Consider the following 20,960-nt stretch of genomic DNA (forward strand, 5'->3'; position numbering starts at 1 on the left):
AATAAAGATACTTTGTCGCATAGCTACGTTGAAGGGAGCGCATATGAGTGAAGGATCGGCATCGGCCATGAGCGATCTGATCCGGGAGCTCAGTTCCGAGATCACTCAAATGCACCGCTGGCTGGCAGAATCGGCGGGCATCAATTCCACGGATTTGATGGCTCTGTATTTCGTCCGGAACCATGATGGTGAGATCACCCCGAAGAGCCTTTCGGAATATCTGGGCCTGACCAGCGGCGCGACGACCATCATGCTCAACCGCCTGGCCGATCGTGGTTATATTGAGCGGAAAGCCCATCCGACGGACCGGCGCGGGGTTCTGCTGACCCTTGGGCCGGCCGCGAATTCGGAAACTTTCCTCAATCTGCGCCAGCACCTCAAGGCGGTGAACGCCGAGGTGATCAGCGCCCTCTCCGAGGAGGAGGCGACGATCGTGCGATCCTTCCTGATCAAATATACCGAGAGCACCCGCAACGAGCTGCGCCGTCTTCGTCTGGGCATGGCCAGTGAGCATGCGGAAAAAGCCGCTCAATCTGGATTGTCCAGCCGACATGGCGTAGATTCCGACGCATGAGCCATTTGCCCCAGGAAATCATCGCGCTCAAGCGCGATGGACATAGACTTGAAGCCGCCGATATTTCTGCATTCGTGGCGGGGTTCACCGAGGGGAGTGTTTCACACGCCCAGGCCGCAGCTTTCGCCATGGCGGTCTATTTCCAGGGCATGGGCATGGACGAACGCGTGGCGCTGACGCTGGCCATGCGCGACAGCGGCACGGTGCTCGACTGGTCCGATCTCGACGGGCCGGTGGCCGACAAGCATTCGACCGGCGGGGTGGGCGACAATGTCTCGCTGATGCTGGCACCGATCCTGGCGGCGCTGGGCATTTACGTGCCGATGATTTCGGGGCGGGGGCTTGGGCACACCGGGGGCACGCTCGACAAGTTCGATGCCATCCCCGGATACCAGACCTCTCCCGACAACGCGCTGTTTCGGCGCGTCGTCAAGGATGTGGGCTGCGCCATTATCGGGCAGACGGCCGACCTGGCGCCCGCAGACAAGACCCTCTACGCCATTCGCGACGTCACCGGGACGGTGGAATCCATTCCCCTGATTACCGCCTCCATTCTTTCCAAGAAGCTGGCTGCGGGGCTGGGAGCGCTGGTGCTGGATGTGAAGACCGGCAGCGGCGCCTTCATGCCGACGCTGGAAAAATCGCGGGAGCTGGCCGAAAGCCTCGTCGCGGTGGCCAATGGGGCAGGGCTGAGGACCAGTGCGCTCATAACCGACATGAACGAACCGCTGGCGAGCGCTGCGGGCAATGGCCTCGAAGTGCGCAACGCCGTCGATTTCCTCACCGGAGCGCAGCAGGATTTTCGTCTTCGCGAGGTTACGCTGGCGCTTTGTGCCGAGATGGTGGTGATGAGCGGCAAGGCAGGCAGCGCCGAGGAGGCCCTGCAGATGGTGTCAGCGGCGCTCGATAATGGCCGGGCGGCCGAAAAATTCGGGCAGATGGTTTCGGCGCTGGGTGGGCCCAGCGATTTCATCGCGCAGATGGACAGGCACCTGGCCGCGGCGCCAATCGTGCGCGATGTCTTTGCGTCGGGCGACGGTGTCGTCAGCGCCATCGATACGCGCGGGGTCGGCATGGCGGTGGTGGCCCTGGGCGGCGGGCGGACCAATCCGGCGGACAGTATCGATCATCGGGTTGGATTTGACCGATTGGCGGGGCTGGGCGCGCGCGTCGACGGCAAGACGCCGATTGCGCGGATGCACGCGGCCGACGAGACCAGTGCGGCCGAAGCCGAAAAGCGGATATTGGCCGCCTATCGGTTCGGGAACGTAAACGCCGCTGCGCCGCTTATTGCAGAGCGGATCAATCCCACATAAAGCGAAACGCTGTCCTATTTTCCGGAGACCCCGATGCCCCGCGCCATAGTCTGCCTCCTCGACAGCGTCGGCATTGGCGGCGCGCCTGACGCCGTGACCTATGGCGACGCGGGCGCCAATACGCTGGGGCACATCGCCGAATGGGCTGCCGCCGGGAAGGCGGATCGGGAGGGGTTGCGCTCTGGCGCGCTCAATGTTCCCAATATGGACGCGATGGGGCTCGGGGCCGCAGTCAAACTCTCGTCGGGCGTGACGCCGCCGGGCCTATCCGATACGCCCAAGGGCGGGCGGTTCGGCGTGGGCCGAGAAGTGTCCAGGGGCAAGGATACGCCATCGGGGCATTGGGAAATCGCCGGCGTGCCCGTGCCGTTCGAGTGGGGCTATTTTCCGCAGACCGAGCCGAGCTTTCCGCCCGATCTCATCGCCGAATTCGTGCAGCGGGCCGGGCTGCCGGGGATTTTGGGCGACAAGCATGCCTCGGGGACCGCTATCATTGCGGCGCTGGGCGAGGAGCATATCCGCACCGGCAAGCCGATCTGCTACACCTCCATCGACAGCGTCTTCCAGATTGCGGCGCATGAAAGCCATTTCGGGCTGGAGCGGCTCTATGAGATCTGCAAAATCGCCTTCGAGCTGACCGCGCCGCTCAAGATCGGGCGCGTCATTGCGCGGCCCTTCGTGGGCGAGGATGCGGCCAGTTTCAAACGCACCGGCAATCGGCGGGATTTTGCGATTGCACCGCCTGAGGCGACGCTGCTCGACCGCAATAGCACCGCTGGCAACCAAGTCTATGCCATCGGCAAGATTTCCGACATTTATGCCGGCTCCGGGGTGACCCACAAGATCAAGGGCACGGGCATTCCGCAGCTCTTCGACAAGACGCTCGACGCCATGGAAATGGCCGGCGACCGGGCGTTTATCATGACCAATTTCGTCGATTTCGACAGCGAATACGGACATCGGCGCGACGTGCCCGGCTATGCGGCAGCCCTCGAATATTTCGACACGCGCCTGCCCGCGCTGATCGCAAAATTGCGGCATGACGATCTGCTGATCCTGACCGCCGACCATGGCAATGACCCGACCTGGCCGGGCACCGATCACACCCGCGAACAAGTGCCGATCCTCGTCTTTTCCCCAGCCCTGCCGCCGGGAGAGATTGGCATTCGCTCTTCATTCGCAGATATTGGCGAAAGCATAGCCGCATGGCTGGGCCTGGCTCCAGGCCGCCACGGCAAATCCTTCCTTTAGAGCAAGAGGTGATCGAGATGAGCGTCGGTGCGGGCAATGTAACGGTCCTCGATCATCCCATGATCCAGCACAAGCTGACGATCATGCGCAACAAGGAGACCTCGATCGCGGGGTTCCGGCGGCTGCTGCGCGAGATCGCGCATCTGATGTGCTATGAGGTGACGCGCGATCTCGAACTCGAGATGATCGATATCGAGACCCCGATGGCACCGATGCGATCGCCGGCCATCAAGGGCAAGAAGCTGGTGTTTGCCTCGATCCTGCGGGCCGGCAATGGCCTGCTCGATGGCATGCTCGACCTCGTGCCCGCGGCGCGCGTCGCCCATATCGGCATGTATCGCGATCACGAGACACTCGAGCCGGTGGAATATTACTTCAAGGCGCCGTCGAGCCTCGATGACCGCTTGATCATCGTCGTCGATCCGATGCTGGCGACCGGCAATTCGGCGACCGCGGCCATCGAAAAGCTCAAGGAGCGCGGCGCCAACAATATCCGTTTCCTGTGCCTGCTCGCGGCACCGGAAGGCATCAAGAATTTCACCGAGAGCCAGCCGGACGTGCCGGTCTATACTGCCGCCATCGACAGCCACCTCAACGAGCTGGGCTATATCGTGCCGGGCCTCGGCGATGCGGGTGATCGCATGTACGGGACGAAATAGGCCCTTTTTCCGCGATGAGTGTGCTCCGGGCGGGGCGCGCGAGGCGCGAGGTCCTCGCTTCGCTCGTCCAGACCAGACTTGAGAGAATAGAAAATGGCAAAGCTTGTACATTCGATGATCCGGGTCATCGATGAAGCGCGGTCGGTTGCGTATTATGAGAAGGCCTTCGGCCTCAGGATCGCCGACCGGGTGGATTTTCCTGATTTTACGCTTCTCTATCTGACCGGCGACGACGTGGGGTTCGAGCTGGAATTGACGATCAACAAGGACCGCACCGAGCCTTATGCGATCGGTGATGGCTATGGGCATCTGGCGGTGGTGGTCGACGATGTCGAGGCCGAGCATGCCAGATTTACGGCCGAGGGGCTGACCGTGGGCAAGCTGGTGGACTTCAAGAATGGCGACGTGCCGGTGGCGAAGTTCTTTTTCGCCACGGACCCGGATGGCTACAAGATTGAAGTCATCCAGAAGGGTGGCCGCTTCAAGTGAAACAAAAAACCCCGGAGCGATCCGGGGTTTTTGTTTATCAGCGGGATTTCAGCGGCAGGCCCAGCGCGATCAGGTCGTCGCGCAGATGCTCGGGATTCCTGAAGTGAATGCCGTGCATGCCGAATTTGCGGGCTGCAACGATATTGGCCTCGCTGTCATCGATGAAGACGCAGCTATCCGGAGCCATGCCATAGCGCTCGCAGAAGACGCGATAGATGCGCGGATCGGGTTTGACGAGGCCTTCGAGGCCCGAGACGATGACGCCGTCGAATTTTTCGAGGAAGGGCCATTCGCCCAGCCGGGTCATCCACTTCTCCCACGAGAAATTGGTGATGGCGAAGGTCGGGATGTCCTGGTCGATCAGCTCATTGTGGATGTCGATCGTGCCCTGGATCAGGGGGCCGAAGGTTTCGGTCCAGCGTTCGTCGAACGCCTTGATCTCGCGCCAGTATTTGGGGAACCGGGTGACGAGCTTGGCCACGCCCTCGGCATAGATTTCGCCGGCGTCGAATTCGAGGTTCCAGTCGCCCGTGCAGATGTTCTGATGGAACCAGAGCGCGTCCTCTTCGGTCTCGAAGAGCTTGCGGAACAGATGCATCGGGTTCCAGTCGACGAAGACGCCGCCGAGGTCGAAGACGGGAATAAGTGTATCGTCCATGATGATTTTCGCGCCCGCAAACAGAAGGTCACGGCTTGTCGCATGGTGGGCGGCGCCCTGCAAGGCGGCAGCGCGGGGCTAGTTGACGGAGATGGTTCCGCCAAATCGCGGCAGGAAGAAATTGGACCGGTGAAGGCCGATGCTCTGGTCAAAGAAGAGGCCGAGAAGGGGCCGGTAGACGTAATCGGCTTCCGTGGCGATGACTGTCTGCCCACGGGCGATGTCGATCATCTCCTGGGGCAAGACAAAGGCGTCTTCGGGCCGGTGACGGGTGCTGTTGCGCATGACACCGCCGGCATATTCGACTGACCAGGAAACGGTCGGTACGCCACTCGTGGACACTTTTACTGCGGTTACGGTCTGCAGCAGGTCGCTCACCGTATAGGGCGACATGATGCTGGTTGATGCCAGGAAGTAATCTTCCAGATCCTCGCTCGCGAGGTTCTTGTTGGTCCTCGAGACAAGATCGCCCACTGCGCCAGCGACGGACTGCACCTTGCGATCGGTGATGAGCAGGCCGCCGGCCTCGGTGCATCCGACATAGATCGCCAACATGATGGGGAGGATCATGGCAAATTCGACCGCCGCCACGCCGTGGTCCGCCAATGCGAACATCCTGATCTTGCCCAGGATGGTGCGAAAATCGATCATCTCAGAAGGGCTCATTGCGAAACACTGCGGCAGAACCGAGAAGGAGCGAGCCGTCGGGCAGCGCGTTGGACGTCAGCTGGGCAAACGGCAGAAGGAGGGGGAATTTATAGTGGACTTGAACCAGTACGATATTTGAGGGCGCACCCGGCACCCATTTTTCAGTGCGGGTCCAGTCGCAATCCTCTTCGCACGCCCGGTCATAGGGTGGGCTCACATTGGCGGCCCGGAAATTGTCGATGGTGTCGACTTCGATATGAAGGCCCGTGCAGTCAAGAAGGCCGTAAAGTCCGCCGCACACGCTGGCGCGGAAATCGGCGAGCGTCCAGTTGGTTTGCTGCGCCTGACCGGTGCGGATGGTGCGGCTGGCGTTGTGGACGGCGCTTTCCATAAACTGACTGGCCAGAAAGACCATGGCGGTCTGCAGGATTGCGGCCAGAACGCCGAAGAAGATGGGCGCAAGCAGGGCGAATTCGAGCATGGTTGCGCCGCGATCGTCCTTGCGGAACGAGCCTCTTCCATATGCGGGCTTTTTAGTTTGCCGACTTGCCACTGCCCTCGTCCCGGTTGCAAGAACTGGCGCCATGCTAGGGCGCACCAGACTAAGTCTTGGTTACAGAACGGGATTGGAACACTGCATCCTGTGACGATGGTTTACGAGGTCTTGCCTGCCTAAGGGAAGACTATCGCAAATCGGCGCGCGGCCTAGTTGCCTATCGACTGCACCAATTGTGAGGAGGCCAGGGTCTGGGTGGTGAAAGTATTGTCATCGCCGACCGCAACGGTTGGCTGGCAGACGGGAGCGCAGGTCAAGGTGGTGCGAGACTGCCCCTGATAGACCGTCATGACGCCGGCCTGCATCTGCATGACTTCGATCAATGTATCGGCAATCGGCTCGCCACCGGCATCCAGGACGATCAGATTTGTCTGGCCGTAGCTCTTGCCGGTGAGGATCAGGGTCATGGGGTCCTGAATGGTGACATCGGCAATGCCGGGATTGCCGACAATGACAGTGGCGGCAGGTGCGCTGATGCGCAACACGCGTGCCATATTCATGTTGACGGAGATCGGCGCATTGTCCTGCGCCAGCACGGGTCCCTGAAAGGCCAGGGTAGCAAGACAGAGGCTGGCAAGGACACTCAGGCGGAACATGGCGATTATCCGGTACGACGACAGGCCCACATGTTTCGCCTCGAATGGTAAAGACTTGGCAAACGCGCGCCCAAAGATTTGCAAATGGCCTGTTCAGCGATGAAGAGGCGGCTCCCTGCGCTCATGCCTCGATCTGTTTCAGCTCGTCTTCGACACTTATTTCGCGGCTGCCGATGTTCTTGCCTAAAATGCAACGCATTGCATTAAGGTGCTGTAAGTGATACATTTTTCTTGCCCGTTTTGCTTTGCGCCGCGCTCTGCGATTAACCCAATTGCAATGAGTGCCGGCTAGTGTCTTGGCATCTTCGTTGTGTGACGTAAGCGAACAGCCGTCACTCGGGGACGTTATACAAAGGAGCCAGGGACATGAACATTTTTGCACGCTTCGCGCAGGACGAGTCCGGCGCAACCGCTATCGAGTATGGCCTGATCGCCGCTCTTATTTCCGTTGTCATCATCACGGCCGTCACCCTCTTGGGCAACAATCTGACCACCGTGTTTGACGATATCGCCAACGCGCTGGTGCCTCCAGCTGGCGGCGGCGGTACCCCTCCAGCCGGAAACTAATCTATCCGTCGTGACATAGTTTTAGAGGGCCCCCATATTGGGGGCCCTCGCTTTTCCAATGCTTAACCTTTCGATGGCAGCTTGGCCGAAGCGCTCTGCGTGTTCTCCGGATATTCGAGGGACGATGCGACATTTGGTGTGGAAGTTTTGCAATGACGAAGGCGGCGCAACCGCGATCGAATACGCCCTGATCGCGTCCCTGATCACCGTCGCCATTGTGTCCTCGCTCGTCGTCGTCAACGAGCGCATGGTCGATCTCTTCGGCTATATCGAAAGAACCCTGGATCCGGCGCTTCGGGGACAATGATCATGTCGACCATCGCCCTGTTCTTCTTTCCCGCGCTGATGGCGTTTGCCGCTTCGTCAGATCTCCTGACGATGCGCATTTCCAACAAGCTCGTGCTGTTGCTTGCGGCCGGGTTTTTTGTCGTGGCGCTGGCAATCAACATGCCCATGCAGCAATTGGCCATGCATGTCCTGTGCGCCCTCGTGGTGCTGGCCGTCGCCTTCACCTTCTTTGCCATGGGCTGGGTGGGGGGCGGAGACGCCAAGCTGGCGGCGGCGACAACGCTCTGGCTCGGCTTCGGGCTAACATTGCCCTACCTCGTCTATTCGGCGGTGTTCGGGGGCCTGCTGACCCTCCTCATCCTGGCGCTGCGTCGCCTGCCGCTTTTTCCGATGTTGGCGCGTTTTGCCTGGCTCGAGCGCCTGCATGACAAGAAGACCGGCGTTCCCTATGGCATCGCCATGGCCGCCGCGGGCGTCGTTGTCTATTCCAATACTGCCATTTTTGCCCATCTGGCAGCCTGACCGGGCTTCATCCGTTCCGTCCCTCAGTTCCCCCACGCCGGCGCAGTGCTGAATAAAGCCTGCGCAGTTCGGGATTTGGACGTCGCACTTGTGCCCATTACTTGCAGAATGCCAAGCTTCATAAGTTGTTTACCTTATAGAGCAAGCACCGGTTAACCAAACTTTGACCCTTTAGAGACATAGTCCACCCCGTGCAATTGGGCGAAGTCGTCCGTGCAGAACCGGAGTGGGGTTAATGAGTCCAGCCCGTATTATCCTTGTCGTGGTTGCCCTGGTGGCCGGCGGTCTTGCCGCGTTCCTGGTGACCCGCTCGGGCAGCGCGCCGGCACCCTCACGCGAGGTGGTGACGCAGGTCGTCGAAGAGGCCAAGACACAGATCCTCGTCGCCAAGGCGGGCATCGGCATCGGCGAGCGACTGACGGCCAACGCGCTGGAATGGCAGGACTGGCCCGAGGGCGCACTGCGTCCCGAATATGTCACCATATCGGCGATGCCCGATGCGCCGGTCGAACTCACCGGGGCAGTGGCGCGGTTTGAATTTTTCCCGGGCGAGCCCATCCGGGAGCAAAAGCTGGTGCACTCCGACCAGGGCTATCTGTCGGCCGTGCTCGCCCAGGGCATGCGCGGCGTGTCGGTGGGTGTGAGCGCCGTCTCGAGCGCCGGTGGCTTTGTCGTGCCAAACGATCATGTGGATGTCATCCTGACGACGTCCACCACTATGGGGCAGCAGTCGGAAGTGGTTCTCTCCGATGTGCGGGTGCTCGCCATCGGCAAGCGGCTGGGCGAAATGGGCGCCAGCGGGGGCAATTCGACGAGCAGTGACAACACCGTTCCCGTAACCTTCGACAAGAGCACGATCGCAACGCTCGAACTGACGCCGGTCCAGGCAGAGTCCCTGATCAACGCGTCCATGCGCGGGCAATTGTCGCTGACCCTGCGCTCGGTCGTCGATTTCGGACGCGCGGCCGACGTGCAGCGGCCTGCCGGCTCGAGCCAGACCGTGCGGGTGATCCGGGCGGGCAAGGAGCAGAATGTTCTGGCGGGCAGCGTTGCGCAGGTCACGACGCAGCCGGAGCTCTATCCCATGGGCGAGGATTACAGCTCTTCCGACGAATATTACAGCGAATCCCAGTTTCAGGTCGATGCGGTCCAGCCGCAGATGATGCCGCAATAGGCCGGAGTTTCCGATGAATAAAGCCACCACCGCCTTGTTTCGTCCGCTTCTCCTGGCCGGCCTTGTCAGCCTTGGCGCACAGGCGCTTCCGGCCATGGGCCAAGACGCCCAGATCGCCGTTTCATCTTCTGCCTATGGCGGCGTGCGCAATATCGATCTTGAACTCAACAAATCGATGATCGTCGACCTGCCGGCGGGGGTCGCCGAGGTGATCGTGTCCCAGCCGAGCGTCGCGGCCGCGATCATGCGCACCCGCACCCGCGCCATCGTCCAGGGCATTGGCGGCGGCGACACCAATATCTTTTTCCTCGACGACAATGGCCGCACCATCCAGGTGCTCGATCTGCGCGTCATCAAGGAGCCGTCCCAGGTCGGCAATGCGCTTGAAGAGGCGCTGGCGCGCGTGATCCCGGGATCCAAGATCTCGGTGGAATCGGTGACGCTCAAGGACGACACCAACCGGGTTGTGCTGACGGGTTCCGTGCTCTCGTCCGATGACAAGGCGCGGGCCGAACAGGTGGCCATCCAGTTTGCGGGCGATCCGCAAAACGTCGCCAATATTCTCGAGGTCGCCGGCGCCCAGCAGGTCATGCTGCAGGTCACGGTGTCCGAAATCCGTCGCTCCGACGCCCTGCAGCTTGGCATTAATCTCTCCGGCATGGTCACGTTGGGGGCAGGCAGCCTCAGCTTCAATAGTGCCCAGACGACGCTGACCAACGGCGTTTCCGGAAATTTCCCGATCGGCAATACGCAGATCAATGCGGCCGTGCGGGCGCTGGAGCAACGCGGAGCCCTGCGTCTCCTGGCCCAGCCGACGCTGACGGCCATGTCGGGGGAAAGCGCCGAGTTCCTCGTGGGCGGCGAGTTTCCCTATAGGACGACTGACTCGGATGGCAAGCAGGTCACGAGCTTCAAGCCCTATGGGGTGGAGCTGAAATTCACCCCGGTGGTGCGCTCGAACGGTTCGGTCAATATCGCCATTCAGACCGGCGTCTCGGAGGTGCAGGCTGGCTCGCAGGGCGAACCGACGCTATCGCGGCGAGACGTCAAGACCAGTGTCGAGCTGCCCGTGGGCTCGACGCTGGCAATCGGAGGCTTGCTGGATGAGCGGATGAGCCGCGCCATCGATCAGCTTCCGGGCCTCGCCAATGTACCGATCCTGGGGGCGCTGTTCCGCTCGAACAACTTCAAGCGCGAAGAAACCGAGCTGGTCATCCTGGTAACGCCGTACCTCGTGGCTCCGAGCCCCGTGAACGCGATTGCCGTCCCGACCGATCATGTCCAGGCGTCGAGCGACGCCGAGGCCATTTTCCTCGGTCGGCTCGAAAAGCAATACAGCGTCGGTGGCGGCGCAGGGATGCGCGGCAGTTTCAGCGGTTCAGTGGGCTTCGTGCTCGATTGAAATTGGGCCAGTTTGCAAGGAATTCGGCACGATGAGTTTTCTGACCCCCGATCAAAATCCCAAGGCCGAAGAGCCGGCAGCCGAGATCGCCGCAGGCGCTCGGCTCGTGCCGCGCATTACCATCCAGGCTTTCTGCGAGCACTCCCAGACGGCTCAATTGGTCGAAAGCGCGATCTACGACCGGCGCATGTCCAAGGTGGCGCTGACCACGCATAATGGCGGGCTCGACGGGGCCATCGAGACCTATCGGTCCAATCCAACGCCCAACCTCGTCATCATCGAAACCACATTGCCGCCCGATGCCATTCCGGGGGCGCTGGAGCGCCTTGCGGAGGTCTGCGACGCCAGCACGCGCGTCATCGTCCTGGGCCATGTCAATGACGTGCTGCTCTATCGCGACCTGATCCGCTCGGGCATTTCCGAATATCTGGTGCTGCCGGCGACATCGCAATTGCTGGTCACGGCGATCACCGATCTCTTTGCCGGCGATGGCGCCGCTCCCATCGGGCGCTCGATCGGTTTCGTCTCCGCCAAGGGCGGGGCAGGGGGATCCACCCTCGCCCACAACGTCGCCTGGGCTATCGCCACCGGCCTGCGCCAGGACACGCTGATCCTCGACATGGATCTCGGCTTTGGCACGGCGGGGCTCAATTTCAACCAGGACCCACCCCACGGCCTTGCCGACGCGCTTCTCGCCAACCAGAAGGTCGACCAGACCATGCTGGACCGGCTGATGAGCAAGGCGGCCAATCACGTCAACCTGCTGACTGCTCCGGCGACGCTGGACCGGACCTGGGATTTCGAGGAGCGCGATTTCGAGCAGATCATCGAGATCTGCCAGCGCTCGGTGCCGGTGGTCATTCTGGACCTGCCGCACAGCTGGAACGGCTGGGTTCGCCATACGCTGGCGACGATCGATGAAGTGGTCATCGTGGCCGAGCCGGACCTTGCCAATCTGCGCAATGCGAAAAACCTCAGCGACGCGATCCGCGCCCTGCGCCCGACCGAGCGCCCGGCAAGCCTCGTGATCAACAAGCAGGGCGTGCCGCGCCGGCCCGAGATCTCGGCCACTGAATTCGCCTCCTCGATCGATTGCCAGCTCATCGGCCAGATCGGGTTCGACGCGCAGCTTTTCGGTACCGCCGCCAATAACGGGCAGATGATCGCCGAGATCTCAGCGAACCATAAGGCCAATGAAATCTATCGCAGCATCGGCATGCATGTGACCGGACGGCAGGGCGTGCACGGCGCCGCCAAGCCCGCCAGCCTCATCAGAATGCCGTCCTTCCTCAAGAAGCGTGCCTGATCGGCAAGGGGACTGACGAAGCAAGGAATTTTCGACAATGTTTGGCAAGCGTACCAGTTTCGGCGGAAATACTCCGGGCGTCGGGGAAATCCCCCGGCCCATCTCCAGTCCGCCTCGCGCTGCGCCGATTGCGCCGACGCCCGAACAGGCGCGCCGGACATTTGACGAAGGCATGGCGGGGCGGGTCAAGACCACGGACGACGTTCTCGATGTGCGCGCGCCGGCCGATGTCCAGCGCGACCGGGAGTATTTCCAGACCAAGTCGGCCATCTTCAACGCGCTGATCGACTCCATCGATCTCAGCCAGCTGGCGACCATGGAAAGCCAGGCGGCGCGCGAGGAAATCCGCGATATCGTCGCCGAGATCATCGCGCTGAAATCCATCGTCATGTCGATCTCCGAGCAGGAAGATCTGCTCGAGGATATCTGCAACGACGTGCTCGGCTATGGTCCGCTCGAGCCGCTGCTGGCGCGGGACGACATCTCCGACATAATGGTGAACGGCAGCCAGAAATGCTACATCGAAGTCGGCGGCAAGGTGCGCCTGACCAATGTGCGCTTCCGCGACGACGCCCATCTGATGAATGTCTGCCAGCGCATCGTCAGCCAGGTCGGCCGCCGCGTCGATGAAGGCTCGCCCATATGCGACGCCCGTCTTCCCGATGGCTCGCGCGTCAACGTCATCGCGCCACCGCTGGCTATTGATGGCGCAGCGCTGACAATTCGAAAATTCAAGAAGGACAAGCTGACGCTCGCGCAGCTGGTCAAATATGGCTCCATATCGCCCGAAGGGGCCGAAGTGCTGCGCATCCTTGGCCGCGTCCGCGCCAATGTGCTGATCTCCGGCGGCACCGGCTCGGGCAAGACGACGCTCCTCAATTGCCTGACCGCCTTCATCGAAAAGGATGAGCGCGTCATCACCTGCGAGGACTCCGCCGAGCTCCAGCTGCAGCAGCCCCATGTGGTACGCCTCGAAACCCGCCCCCCCAATCTCGAGGGCGAGGGCGAGATCACCATGCGCGATCTGATCAAGAACTGCCTGCGCATGCGTCCCGAACGCATCATCGTGGGCGAAGTGCGCGGACCCGAAAGCTTCGACCTGCTCCAGGCGATGAATACGGGCCATGACGGCTCGATGGGCACGCTGCACGCCAACAGCCCGCGCGAAGCCCTGTCGCGCCTTGAATCCATGATCACCATGGGCGGCTATAGCCTCCCCAGCCGCACGATCCGCGAGATGATCGTTTCCTCGATCGACGTCATCGTCCAGGCAGCCCGCCTGCGCGACGGCTCGCGCCGCATCACCCACATTTCCGAAGTGCTGGGCATGGAAGGCGACGTGATCGTGACCCAGGACATCTTCGTCTATGACATCATGGGGGAAGACGGGAACGGCATGCTGCTCGGCAAGCACCGCTCGACCGGCATCACGAAGCCACAATTTACCGAGCGGGCCCGCTATTTCAACGAGGAGGCCAATCTGGTCGAGGCGCTGGAACAGTCCAATACCGAGCAACGCGAGATATTGGGGCGCTGATCGATGACCAATGTGGTGCTGCTGTTCATCCTGGCCGTGATTTCAATCGGAGCGGCCGGCGTGGCGCTCGTTCCCTCGGTTCTGGGCGATGACCGCGCGCAGAAGCGCCGCAAGGCGCTGCAGGGCGACATCCGCACCAATCGGCGCGAGGTCGATGCCGGACGCGTCCGCGACCAGCGCCGCAAGAGCGTGCAACAGGCGCTCAAGGCCCAGAACGAGGAGCTGGCGGCCAAGCGCCGCGTGCGTCTGCCCGATCTCCTGTTCCAGGCGGGCATGACCATCAGTACCGGCCATTTCATCCGCAACAGCGTGATCCTGGGAATTGTCCTGTTCCTGGTCCTGCTCGTCATCCAGGTGCCCTATTATTTCGCGGCGATCCTGGCGCTGGCTGGCGCCTATCTGCTGCCGCGGCTCTATATCGGTCGCAAGCGAAAGAAATATCAGAACGCTTTCCTCGATGAGCTGCCCAATGCGGTGGAAGCGATCGTGCGCGGCGTCAAGACCGGCCTGCCGCTCAATGATTCCATGCGCGTCGTGGCCAAGGACACCAAAGAGCCCGTGCGCTCCGAATTCGGCCGCGTCCTCGACCAGCAGGCCTTCGGCTTTTCCATGACCGAGGCCGTGCAGGTGCTTTATGAACGGGTGCCGCTGCCGGAGGTCAATTTCTTCGTGGTGGTGATCTCGGTCCAGCAACAGGCCGGCGGCAATCTCTCCGAAGCGTTGGGCAATCTGGCGCGGGTGCTGCGCAATCGCAAGAAGATGAAGCAGAAGGTCGCCGCCATGTCCTCGGAGGCAAAGGCATCTGCCGGCATTATCGGATCCTTGCCGGTGGTGGTCTCCATCCTCGTCTCGCTGGTATCGCCAGAATATCTCCAGCCCTTGTTCCATACCCCGCTTGGCAATCTCTGGCTCGGCGTGGCGTTTCTCATGATGTGCCTGGGCGCGTTCGCCATGAACCGCATGATCCAGTTCGAAATCTAGCTTCAGGCGGGTAATGGCGTGAACATTGTCGAACTCTTGACCCAGCGGGAATTTCTGATCGGCATCCTGGCCGCGATCTCTGCTGCCGCCATGGTTTTCACCTTCGGCTCCAGCCTCGTCGTCAAGCAGGATATGCGCAAGCGCATCAGGCGGGTCGCTGTCGAGCGCGACCGCTTGCGCGCCGAGGAAATGGCGCGCCTGCGCGGCGGCAATGCTGCGGATGCGCGCACAAGCGCGCGCCGGAGCGGCGAAACCAAGGCCTATATGAAGCGGGCGGTGGATCGGTTTGATCTCAAGCGCGCCTTCCAGGACGACACCACGCTCGACAAGCTTGCCATGGCCGGCTTTCGCGGCCAGGGACATTTGACGACGTTCCTCTTCCAGCGCCTTGCCGCCCCGATCATCATCTTCGCGATTGCCGCTTTCTACCTGCTCGTCGTCATGCCGGGTGAACGGCCGGTCTTCCTCAACGTCACTTATGCAATCGGTGCCGGGCTGGTGGGCGCCTATCTGCCGGTGCTGATGCTCAAGAACGCGACGCAGAAGCGACAGGCCTCGATCCGGCGCGCCTGGCCGGATTGCCTCGACCTGCTGCTGCTCTGTGTGGAGGCGGGCATGTCGATGGAGCACGCCTTCAAGCGGGTGGCGCGGGAGATCGGGCAGCAGAGCGCCGAACTGGCAGAAGAGCTGACGCTGACCACGGCCGAACTGTCATTTCTCGAGGAGCGCAGCCGCGCCTACGACAATCTCGGGCGCCGCACCGGGCTGGACAATGTCAAAGCGGTGATGACCGCGCTGATCCAGGCCGATCGCTACGGCACGTCCGTGGGCCAGGCGCTGCGCGTGATGGCCGAAGAGGGGCGCGAAACCCGGATGATGGACGCCGAAAAGAAGGCCGCAGCCCTGCCGCCGAAGCTGACCGTGCCGCTGATCCTGTTCTTCCTGCCGGTATTGTTCATCGTCATCATGGCCCCAGCCATCATTAAGGTGATGAGCAACGGGCTGATGGGGTAGGCGCGTTCGACGCCTTGGCGCGCTCCCTCCCAACCTCCGCTGGAAGGGGAAGGGATCGGTCCGGTGGGTGGGGCCGCGGAAGCGCCCTCCGCAAACTCAGCTTTTTTCGATGAGATCCCAGCGGTTCTGCTGGGTCAGCAGGGCCCGGACATAGGCCATGTTGGCCTCGACCTGCTCAGGCGGCAGCTCGGCGGAATAGAGGGCCCGGCTTTCGCTGAACCGGCCTTGCAGTCCGACGACCAGGGCCAGGTTCTGGCGGGTCCTGGTATTGGCGCCACGCATCTGCAGGGCCCGGCGCAAATGCTGCTCCGCCGAAGCGAGATCGCTCGTCATGGCATAGGACAGGCCGAGATTGGTTTCGACCGAGGCTTCGGCTGGGGCGATCAGTGCAGCCTGCTGGTAGAGCGCGCGGGCCTCGGCATGCCTGCCCATCTGGTCGAGCGCGGCGCCCTTGACGAGAAGCGCGTTCCAATCTGGCGCGTCGGGGCGGATGACCCTGTCGAGCACGCCGATGGACTGGTCGAACCGGCCCATGGCCGTCAGGGCCTTGGCGTAGGCGATGGCGAGTTCGGCGTCCCCCGGATAGGCGGACATGGCCTGTTCGAGGGCCGCGGCGGCCTGCTCGGACTGTCCGGCGGCGCGCAGGGCGGCGGTGTAGTGGATGACGAGGTTGCGGTCGCGCGGATTGGATTTGTAGCGGGCGGTCAGTTCCGCAAGCGTCTGTTGGCGGTCGCTGGCGGAGAGGCCGGCATAGTCCGTGCTGCCGAGCTGACCGCGATTGGAGGCGCAGGCCCCCAGAGCCAAAGCTGCGACGCCGGCCAGAAGCAGGACACGGCAGGATTGGACTAAGCGGTTCGATGGCAACACGGCACGGCACTCCCGACGCGGGCGACAAATCCACGCTTCGAGCAATAAATCATTAACCCTAACAGCCGGTTAAACGGAGGTTTTCTGGGGCGTTGCCGCAGCCCTGCCGGGGGGATAGAAGCGTAGCCAATTCCATATTCTGGAGATGTTCATGTCCGCCCCGACTGTACTGCCCGTGCGCCTTGTGTCCGACACGGGACTCGATGCCGCCGGCCTGTCCCCCAAAAATCGTCAATGGGCCGAAGCCAACGGCTTTTCAGGCCAGCGCGGCAAGCTTCTGGCACTGCCGGATGGCGAGGGCGGGATCGAGGCCTATGTGTTCGGCATCGGGCCCGAGGACGCACGGCCCGCTTTTGTTGCCGGATTGGCCGCTGCGGCGCTGCCGCCGGGGCAATACAAGCTCGAAGGGGAAGTTGGCGACCATACGCTGGCGTCCATCGCGTTCCGTCTCGGCGCCTATCGTTTCGATCGCTATCGGGAGGCCAAGAACGTGGCCGAACTGGTGCTCGATGAGCGGGCCGATGCCGCGGAAGTGGACCGGCACGTGGTGGCCGCGACCCTCGCGCGGGATCTCATCAATACGCCGGCCAGCGATCTCGGCCCGAACGAGCTTGAGATGATCGTCGGGGATTTCGCCCGCGAGCGCTATATGGAGATCCATGTGACCCGGGGCGAGGCGCTCCTGGCTGCCAATTTCCCGATGATCCACGCCGTCGGCCGCGCCAGTGCGCAGGAGCCGCGCCTCATCGACCTCAGCTGGGGTGATGAGAGCCACCCCAAGGTGACACTGGTGGGCAAGGGCGTCACCTTCGATACGGGTGGGCTGGATATCAAGTCCGCGGCCGGCATGCTGGCGATGAAGAAGGATATGGGCGGGGCGGCCAATGTGCTGGGCCTTGCCCATGCGATTGTGTCCGCAAAGCTGAAGGTGCGGCTGCGCGTCTTGCTGCCGGTGGTGGAAAATGCCATTTCAGGCAATGCCTTCCGGCCCAGCGATATCCTGCACTCCCGCAAGGGGCTCACGGTCGAAATCGGCAATACCGATGCCGAAGGGCGGTTGATCCTCGCCGATGCGCTGGCGCTGGCCGACGAGGAAAGCCCCGATCTCATTGTCGACATGGCCACTTTGACCGGCGCTGCCCGCGTCGCGCTGGGGCCGGAATTGCCGGCGCTCTATGCGACGGATGAGACATTGGCCCAGGACCTGGTAAAAACCGGCCTGACGGTGGAAGACCCGCTGTGGCACATGCCGCTCTGGGGCAATTATGACGGGCAGCTCTCGTCCAAGATCGCCGATATCAACAATACCGGTGCGGGTGGCTTTGCCGGATCGGTGACGGCTGCGTTGTTCCTGCGCCGCTTCGTGTCGAAGGCGAAGGCCTGGGTGCATCTCGACATTTTCGGATGGGCGCCGGAAGCGCGTCCCGGGCGGCCAGTGGGCGCCACCGACCAGGCGATCCGCGCCGTCTATGGCGTGATCCGGCAACGCTACGGATCATAGGCGGAGCACAATCGCCAAAAGGAAACGGGGGCCTCGGCCCCCGTTTTTCATTTCAGCTTTCGGGCACTAGGTCGACGCCGACGGCCTGCTCGATCGGCGCATCCATCACTGCCGTGCCGCTCTTGGGAAACAGGAGCGGGGCCATGGCAAAACCGACGACCACGAGGACGACCATGCCCCAGCCGGCCCATTTCTTGTGCTTGTCGATAAATTCGCCGGCGATGGGGCCAAAAAAGTAGAAGAGGCCGCAGGGCACGAAATAGCGGAGACCCCGCCCGATCAGCCCGTAGATGACAAAGGTCCAGAGGTCCAATCCCGCCACGCCCGAGGTGATGGTGATCACCTTATAGGGGATGGGAGAGATGGCTCCGATGATGATCATCAGCGGGCCGTTGTCGATAAAGCTGTGGCGCAGGGATTCGAACCCGTCCCCGGCACCATAGAAATCGATGATCGGCCGCCCGACGGTATCGAAGAGAAAATAGCCGATCGCATAACCGGCGAGACCGCCGATCACGGAGGAGATCGTGCAGATTGCGGCCAGTCTCCAGGCGCGCGTCCGGTCTGCTATGATCATCGGGGCCAGCATGATCTCCGGGAATATCGGGAGGATCATGGCTTCGAGGAAGCACAATGCTGCGAGGATCGGCTCGGCCAGCCTGTGCCGGGTCGCCCGCTTCAGGCGGTCGTACAGGCTGGTCTTGTTGGCAATCGCGGTTTCGGTCATGCAATCTCTTGATAGTCTGGTCCTGGCACCATGCTTGCCTGCAAAAATGTCACGGCGCCAGTGAAAATTGCGTCAATAGCCGCGGTCGCGGTCCACGACATTGACCAAGGGCTTGCCGGAGCGATGGTCGCTGATGATCTTGGAGAAGTAGCGAACCCCGGTCCGGGGGTTGGAAATTGCCGCGATGTGCGGGGTGACAAAGCAATTTTCCAGGGACCAGAGCGGGCTGTCCTGGGGCAGCGGCTCCACTTCGAACACGTCAAGGCTGGCGGCCCCCAGCGTGCCGTCCTGGAGGGCTGCGACGATATCGGCTTCGCGCTGATGGCCGCCCCGCGCAGCGTTGATGATGACTGGTCCGTCTTCGAGGCGCCCGCGCCGCAGTTTGCGGAACGTCTCCATATTGAGGATGCCGGTCGTGTCGGGGGTCAGCGGCAAAAGATCGACGAGAATATCGGTTTCCGCGAGAAAGGCTTCGAACTGCCCGGGGCCGGCGAAACACTCCACACCCTCGATGCTCTTGGGGCTGCGGCTCCAGCCGCGCACGGTGAAATCGAGTGCGCGCAGGCGGCGGGCTGCGTCCTGGCCGAGCACGCCGAGGCCCATGATACCCACACTCGTTTCGCTTGAAATGGGGGGATAGAACTGGCGCCAGGTCCGCGCCTTCTGGTCGGCGGCAAAGCGGGTGAAGCGCCGGTGATGCATGGTGACGTGTGCCACCACATAATCGGTCATCTGCTGGCTGAGCTGATCATCGACGAAGCGTACGATAGGAACATCGGGCAAATTCGGATGCTTGAGCAGCGCATCGACGCCGGCGCCGAGCGAGAGCACGGCCTTGAGGCCGGTCAGGCCGTCAAAGGCGTCGGCCTTGGGTTTCCAGACAAAGATATACTCGATATCGGCGGGGTTAAAATCGTCTCCCCGGCGCACCACGGGATAGGTTCCGAGCGCCTCTGCATAGGCGTTGCCCCAGCGGGACTCGTCGACATCGGTCAGGTGAAGCAACAACATTGGTCTGGTCTACCCCCTCAAAAAAAGAGCCGCGCAAGGGCGCGGCTCGAATGGTTTTGCATCAGAAGGCGAGTGCCTACTGGGCGGGCGCGGCAGGCGTTGCCGGTGCGTCGGCGCCTGCGGCAGGCGCAGGATTTGCCGGGGCCGACTCGGTTGCCGGAGTGCCCGAACCAACCGGTGTGCCTTCGACCTGCGTTTCGGTCGAGGTGGTGGTCGGCGTCGCGGTGGCCGCAGCAGGTGCCGTCGGCTCGGTGCCTTCCGGGGCCGGGGTGGTCTGCGCGTCGACTGCGGGTGCGTCAGCGGCACTGCCGGCGCCCGGCAGCGGAACGGGGTCGGGCGACAGGCTGCGCATATAGGCCATGATGTTGGCGCGTTCTTCGGGGGCGCGCACACCGGCGAAGTTCATCTTGGTGCCGGGGGCGTGGGCCTTCGGGTCGGTCAGGAAAGCGTCCAGATTGGCGAAGGACCAGATCTGACCTTCGGCCTTCTGCTGGAGCAGGATGTCCGAATAGGCGTAGTCGGCGGCGTGGGCCTTGGGGCCATTGACCAGATTGTAGAGGTTCGGACCCATCTTGTTGGGCTCGCCCTCGCCGAAGCTGTGGCAGGACTGGCACTTGCGTGCGGCAGCTTCGCCGCGCTCTGCGGTGGCGCTGGCCATCAGAAGGGCAATCTGCGCGTCTTCTTCGGACTGGCCATTGTCTTCGGCGGCACCGGCCTGCTGGTCGGCGGCAGGAGCAACATCTTCCGCGGCAGGGAAGGCTACGGGCGTGGCGGACAAGGTCTGGAGATAGGCCAGGATGTCGGCGCGTTCTTCAGGCGAACGAACACCGGCAAAATTCATCTTGGTGCCCGGGGCATAGGCCTTGGGATCGGTCAGGAAGGCATTGAGGTTGTCATAGGACCAGACCTGACCTTCTGCCTTCTGCTGGAGCAGGATGTCGGAATAGGCAAAGCCCTCGGCGTGGGCCTTGGAGGCCTCGACGATGTTGTAGAGGTTCGGGCCCATCTTGTTGGGCTCGCCTTCGCCGAAGCTGTGGCAGGACTGGCACTTGCGAGCCGCTGCAGCGCCGCGCTCGGCGCTGGCGCTGGCCAGGAAGAAACCAATCGACTGCGCTGGTGCCTCTTCCGCCGGCGCGCCGGCAACCAGTTCAGGTTCGGGCAGGGCATAGCCCGGGCCCTGGCCCTCAACCGGGTGATAGATAGCTTCGGCCAAGAAGCCGACGCCCATCACAAACAACAACGTGCCGAGGACGGCGCCCATGATTTTATTTAGCTCGAACGAATCCATTTGGTCTCTCTGCCGGTCCATCCCCGTG

Annotated in this window: 23 protein-coding genes; 15 read left to right on the forward strand and 8 right to left on the reverse strand. The window is 62.3% G+C overall.

Features of this window, described 5'->3' with window-relative positions; all coding sequences use genetic code 11:
• The first annotated feature begins 67 nt into the window (after positions 1 to 67).
• The 5 genes from N0P34_RS03480 to N0P34_RS03500 all read left to right on the forward strand — a co-directional run bounded on the left by N0P34_RS03480 (position 68) and on the right by N0P34_RS03500 (position 4,289).
• Positions 68 to 574, forward strand: coding sequence for a MarR family transcriptional regulator (locus tag N0P34_RS03480; protein WP_275605627.1), 507 nt, complete (start codon positions 68 to 70; stop codon positions 572 to 574).
• Positions 571 to 1,890 carry a thymidine phosphorylase gene (gene deoA / locus N0P34_RS03485; protein WP_275605628.1) on the forward strand — a complete coding sequence of 440 codons (1,320 nt, stop codon included), beginning with the start codon at positions 571 to 573 and terminating at the stop codon, positions 1,888 to 1,890. Before N0P34_RS03480 ends, deoA begins: the two co-directional genes overlap by 4 nt.
• Positions 1,891 to 1,923: 33 nt before the next feature.
• On the forward strand, positions 1,924 to 3,141 hold the full coding sequence (locus N0P34_RS03490) for a phosphopentomutase (protein ID WP_275605629.1): 1,218 nt from the start codon (positions 1,924 to 1,926) through the stop codon (positions 3,139 to 3,141).
• 17 nt (positions 3,142 to 3,158) lie between these two features.
• Positions 3,159 to 3,800: a uracil phosphoribosyltransferase gene (gene upp, locus N0P34_RS03495; protein ID WP_275605630.1), complete on the forward strand. Its 642-nt coding sequence runs from the start codon at positions 3,159 to 3,161 to the stop codon at positions 3,798 to 3,800.
• Positions 3,801 to 3,893: 93 nt separating this feature from the next.
• Positions 3,894 to 4,289, forward strand: coding sequence for a VOC family protein (locus N0P34_RS03500; protein ID WP_275605631.1), 396 nt, complete (start codon positions 3,894 to 3,896; stop codon positions 4,287 to 4,289).
• 37 nt (positions 4,290 to 4,326) lie between these two features.
• Here the strand turns inward: N0P34_RS03500 and N0P34_RS03505 are convergent, their stop codons facing one another.
• The 4 genes from N0P34_RS03505 to N0P34_RS03520 all read right to left on the reverse strand — a co-directional run bounded on the left by N0P34_RS03505 (position 4,327) and on the right by N0P34_RS03520 (position 6,747).
• Positions 4,327 to 4,947: an HAD family phosphatase gene (locus tag N0P34_RS03505; RefSeq protein WP_275605632.1), complete on the reverse strand. Its 621-nt coding sequence runs from the start codon at positions 4,945 to 4,947 to the stop codon at positions 4,327 to 4,329.
• A gap of 78 nt (positions 4,948 to 5,025) precedes the next feature.
• A complete protein-coding gene (locus N0P34_RS03510) occupies positions 5,026 to 5,598 on the reverse strand; it encodes a TadE/TadG family type IV pilus assembly protein (protein WP_275605633.1) in 573 nt (190 codons plus the stop codon).
• Position 5,599: 1 nt separating this feature from the next.
• A complete protein-coding gene (locus tag N0P34_RS03515; protein ID WP_275605634.1) occupies positions 5,600 to 6,076 on the reverse strand; it encodes a TadE/TadG family type IV pilus assembly protein in 477 nt (158 codons plus the stop codon).
• Between the two features lie 224 nt (positions 6,077 to 6,300).
• On the reverse strand, positions 6,301 to 6,747 hold the full coding sequence (locus N0P34_RS03520) for a pilus assembly protein N-terminal domain-containing protein (protein WP_275605635.1): 447 nt from the start codon (positions 6,745 to 6,747) through the stop codon (positions 6,301 to 6,303).
• A gap of 366 nt (positions 6,748 to 7,113) precedes the next feature.
• On the opposite strand from N0P34_RS03520, the gene N0P34_RS03525 reads away from it, so the two are divergent.
• From N0P34_RS03525 to N0P34_RS03565, 9 genes are all read left to right on the forward strand, one after another.
• Positions 7,114 to 7,314, forward strand: coding sequence for a Flp family type IVb pilin (locus N0P34_RS03525; RefSeq protein ID WP_275605636.1), 201 nt, complete (start codon positions 7,114 to 7,116; stop codon positions 7,312 to 7,314).
• 124 nt (positions 7,315 to 7,438) lie between these two features.
• On the forward strand, positions 7,439 to 7,621 hold the full coding sequence (locus N0P34_RS03530; RefSeq protein WP_275605637.1) for a Flp family type IVb pilin: 183 nt from the start codon (positions 7,439 to 7,441) through the stop codon (positions 7,619 to 7,621).
• Complete coding sequence (locus N0P34_RS03535) at positions 7,618 to 8,124, forward strand: prepilin peptidase (protein WP_275605638.1); 507 nt, start codon at positions 7,618 to 7,620, stop codon at positions 8,122 to 8,124. Before N0P34_RS03530 ends, N0P34_RS03535 begins: the two co-directional genes overlap by 4 nt.
• Positions 8,125 to 8,359: 235 nt before the next feature.
• Positions 8,360 to 9,298 carry a Flp pilus assembly protein CpaB gene (cpaB, locus tag N0P34_RS03540; RefSeq protein WP_275605639.1) on the forward strand — a complete coding sequence of 313 codons (939 nt, stop codon included), beginning with the start codon at positions 8,360 to 8,362 and terminating at the stop codon, positions 9,296 to 9,298.
• Positions 9,299 to 9,311: 13 nt separating this feature from the next.
• Positions 9,312 to 10,700, forward strand: a complete 1,389-nt coding sequence (locus N0P34_RS03545) for a type II and III secretion system protein family protein (protein ID WP_275605640.1) — start codon at positions 9,312 to 9,314, stop codon at positions 10,698 to 10,700.
• A 31-nt stretch (positions 10,701 to 10,731) separates the two neighbouring features.
• Entirely contained in the window at positions 10,732 to 12,006 is a 1,275-nt protein-coding gene (locus tag N0P34_RS03550; protein WP_275605641.1) for an AAA family ATPase, read from the forward strand.
• A gap of 37 nt (positions 12,007 to 12,043) precedes the next feature.
• Complete coding sequence (locus N0P34_RS03555; protein WP_275605642.1) at positions 12,044 to 13,543, forward strand: CpaF family protein; 1,500 nt, start codon at positions 12,044 to 12,046, stop codon at positions 13,541 to 13,543.
• A 3-nt stretch (positions 13,544 to 13,546) separates the two neighbouring features.
• Entirely contained in the window at positions 13,547 to 14,524 is a 978-nt protein-coding gene (locus N0P34_RS03560; RefSeq protein ID WP_275605643.1) for a type II secretion system F family protein, read from the forward strand.
• An 18-nt stretch (positions 14,525 to 14,542) separates the two neighbouring features.
• Positions 14,543 to 15,538, forward strand: coding sequence for a type II secretion system F family protein (locus tag N0P34_RS03565; RefSeq protein ID WP_275605644.1), 996 nt, complete (start codon positions 14,543 to 14,545; stop codon positions 15,536 to 15,538).
• A 96-nt stretch (positions 15,539 to 15,634) separates the two neighbouring features.
• Here N0P34_RS03565 and N0P34_RS03570 read toward each other — a convergent pair whose 3' ends face one another.
• A complete protein-coding gene (locus N0P34_RS03570) occupies positions 15,635 to 16,405 on the reverse strand; it encodes a tetratricopeptide repeat protein (RefSeq protein ID WP_275605645.1) in 771 nt (256 codons plus the stop codon).
• 151 nt (positions 16,406 to 16,556) lie between these two features.
• Here N0P34_RS03570 and N0P34_RS03575 point away from each other — a divergent pair, with 151 nt between their 5' ends.
• Entirely contained in the window at positions 16,557 to 17,906 is a 1,350-nt protein-coding gene (locus N0P34_RS03575; protein ID WP_275605646.1) for a leucyl aminopeptidase family protein, read from the forward strand.
• A gap of 52 nt (positions 17,907 to 17,958) precedes the next feature.
• Here the strand turns inward: N0P34_RS03575 and N0P34_RS03580 are convergent, their stop codons facing one another.
• The 3 genes from N0P34_RS03580 to N0P34_RS03590 all read right to left on the reverse strand — a co-directional run bounded on the left by N0P34_RS03580 (position 17,959) and on the right by N0P34_RS03590 (position 20,932).
• Positions 17,959 to 18,633 carry a YqaA family protein gene (locus N0P34_RS03580; RefSeq protein ID WP_275605647.1) on the reverse strand — a complete coding sequence of 225 codons (675 nt, stop codon included), beginning with the start codon at positions 18,631 to 18,633 and terminating at the stop codon, positions 17,959 to 17,961.
• A 72-nt stretch (positions 18,634 to 18,705) separates the two neighbouring features.
• Entirely contained in the window at positions 18,706 to 19,644 is a 939-nt protein-coding gene (locus tag N0P34_RS03585; protein ID WP_275605648.1) for a glyoxylate/hydroxypyruvate reductase A, read from the reverse strand.
• A gap of 76 nt (positions 19,645 to 19,720) precedes the next feature.
• Entirely contained in the window at positions 19,721 to 20,932 is a 1,212-nt protein-coding gene (locus N0P34_RS03590) for a cytochrome c family protein (protein ID WP_275605649.1), read from the reverse strand.
• Positions 20,933 to 20,960: the final 28 nt, after the last annotated feature.

It is taken from the genome of Devosia sp. FJ2-5-3, from assembly GCF_029201545.1.
GTDB lineage: Bacteria > Pseudomonadota > Alphaproteobacteria > Rhizobiales > Devosiaceae > Devosia.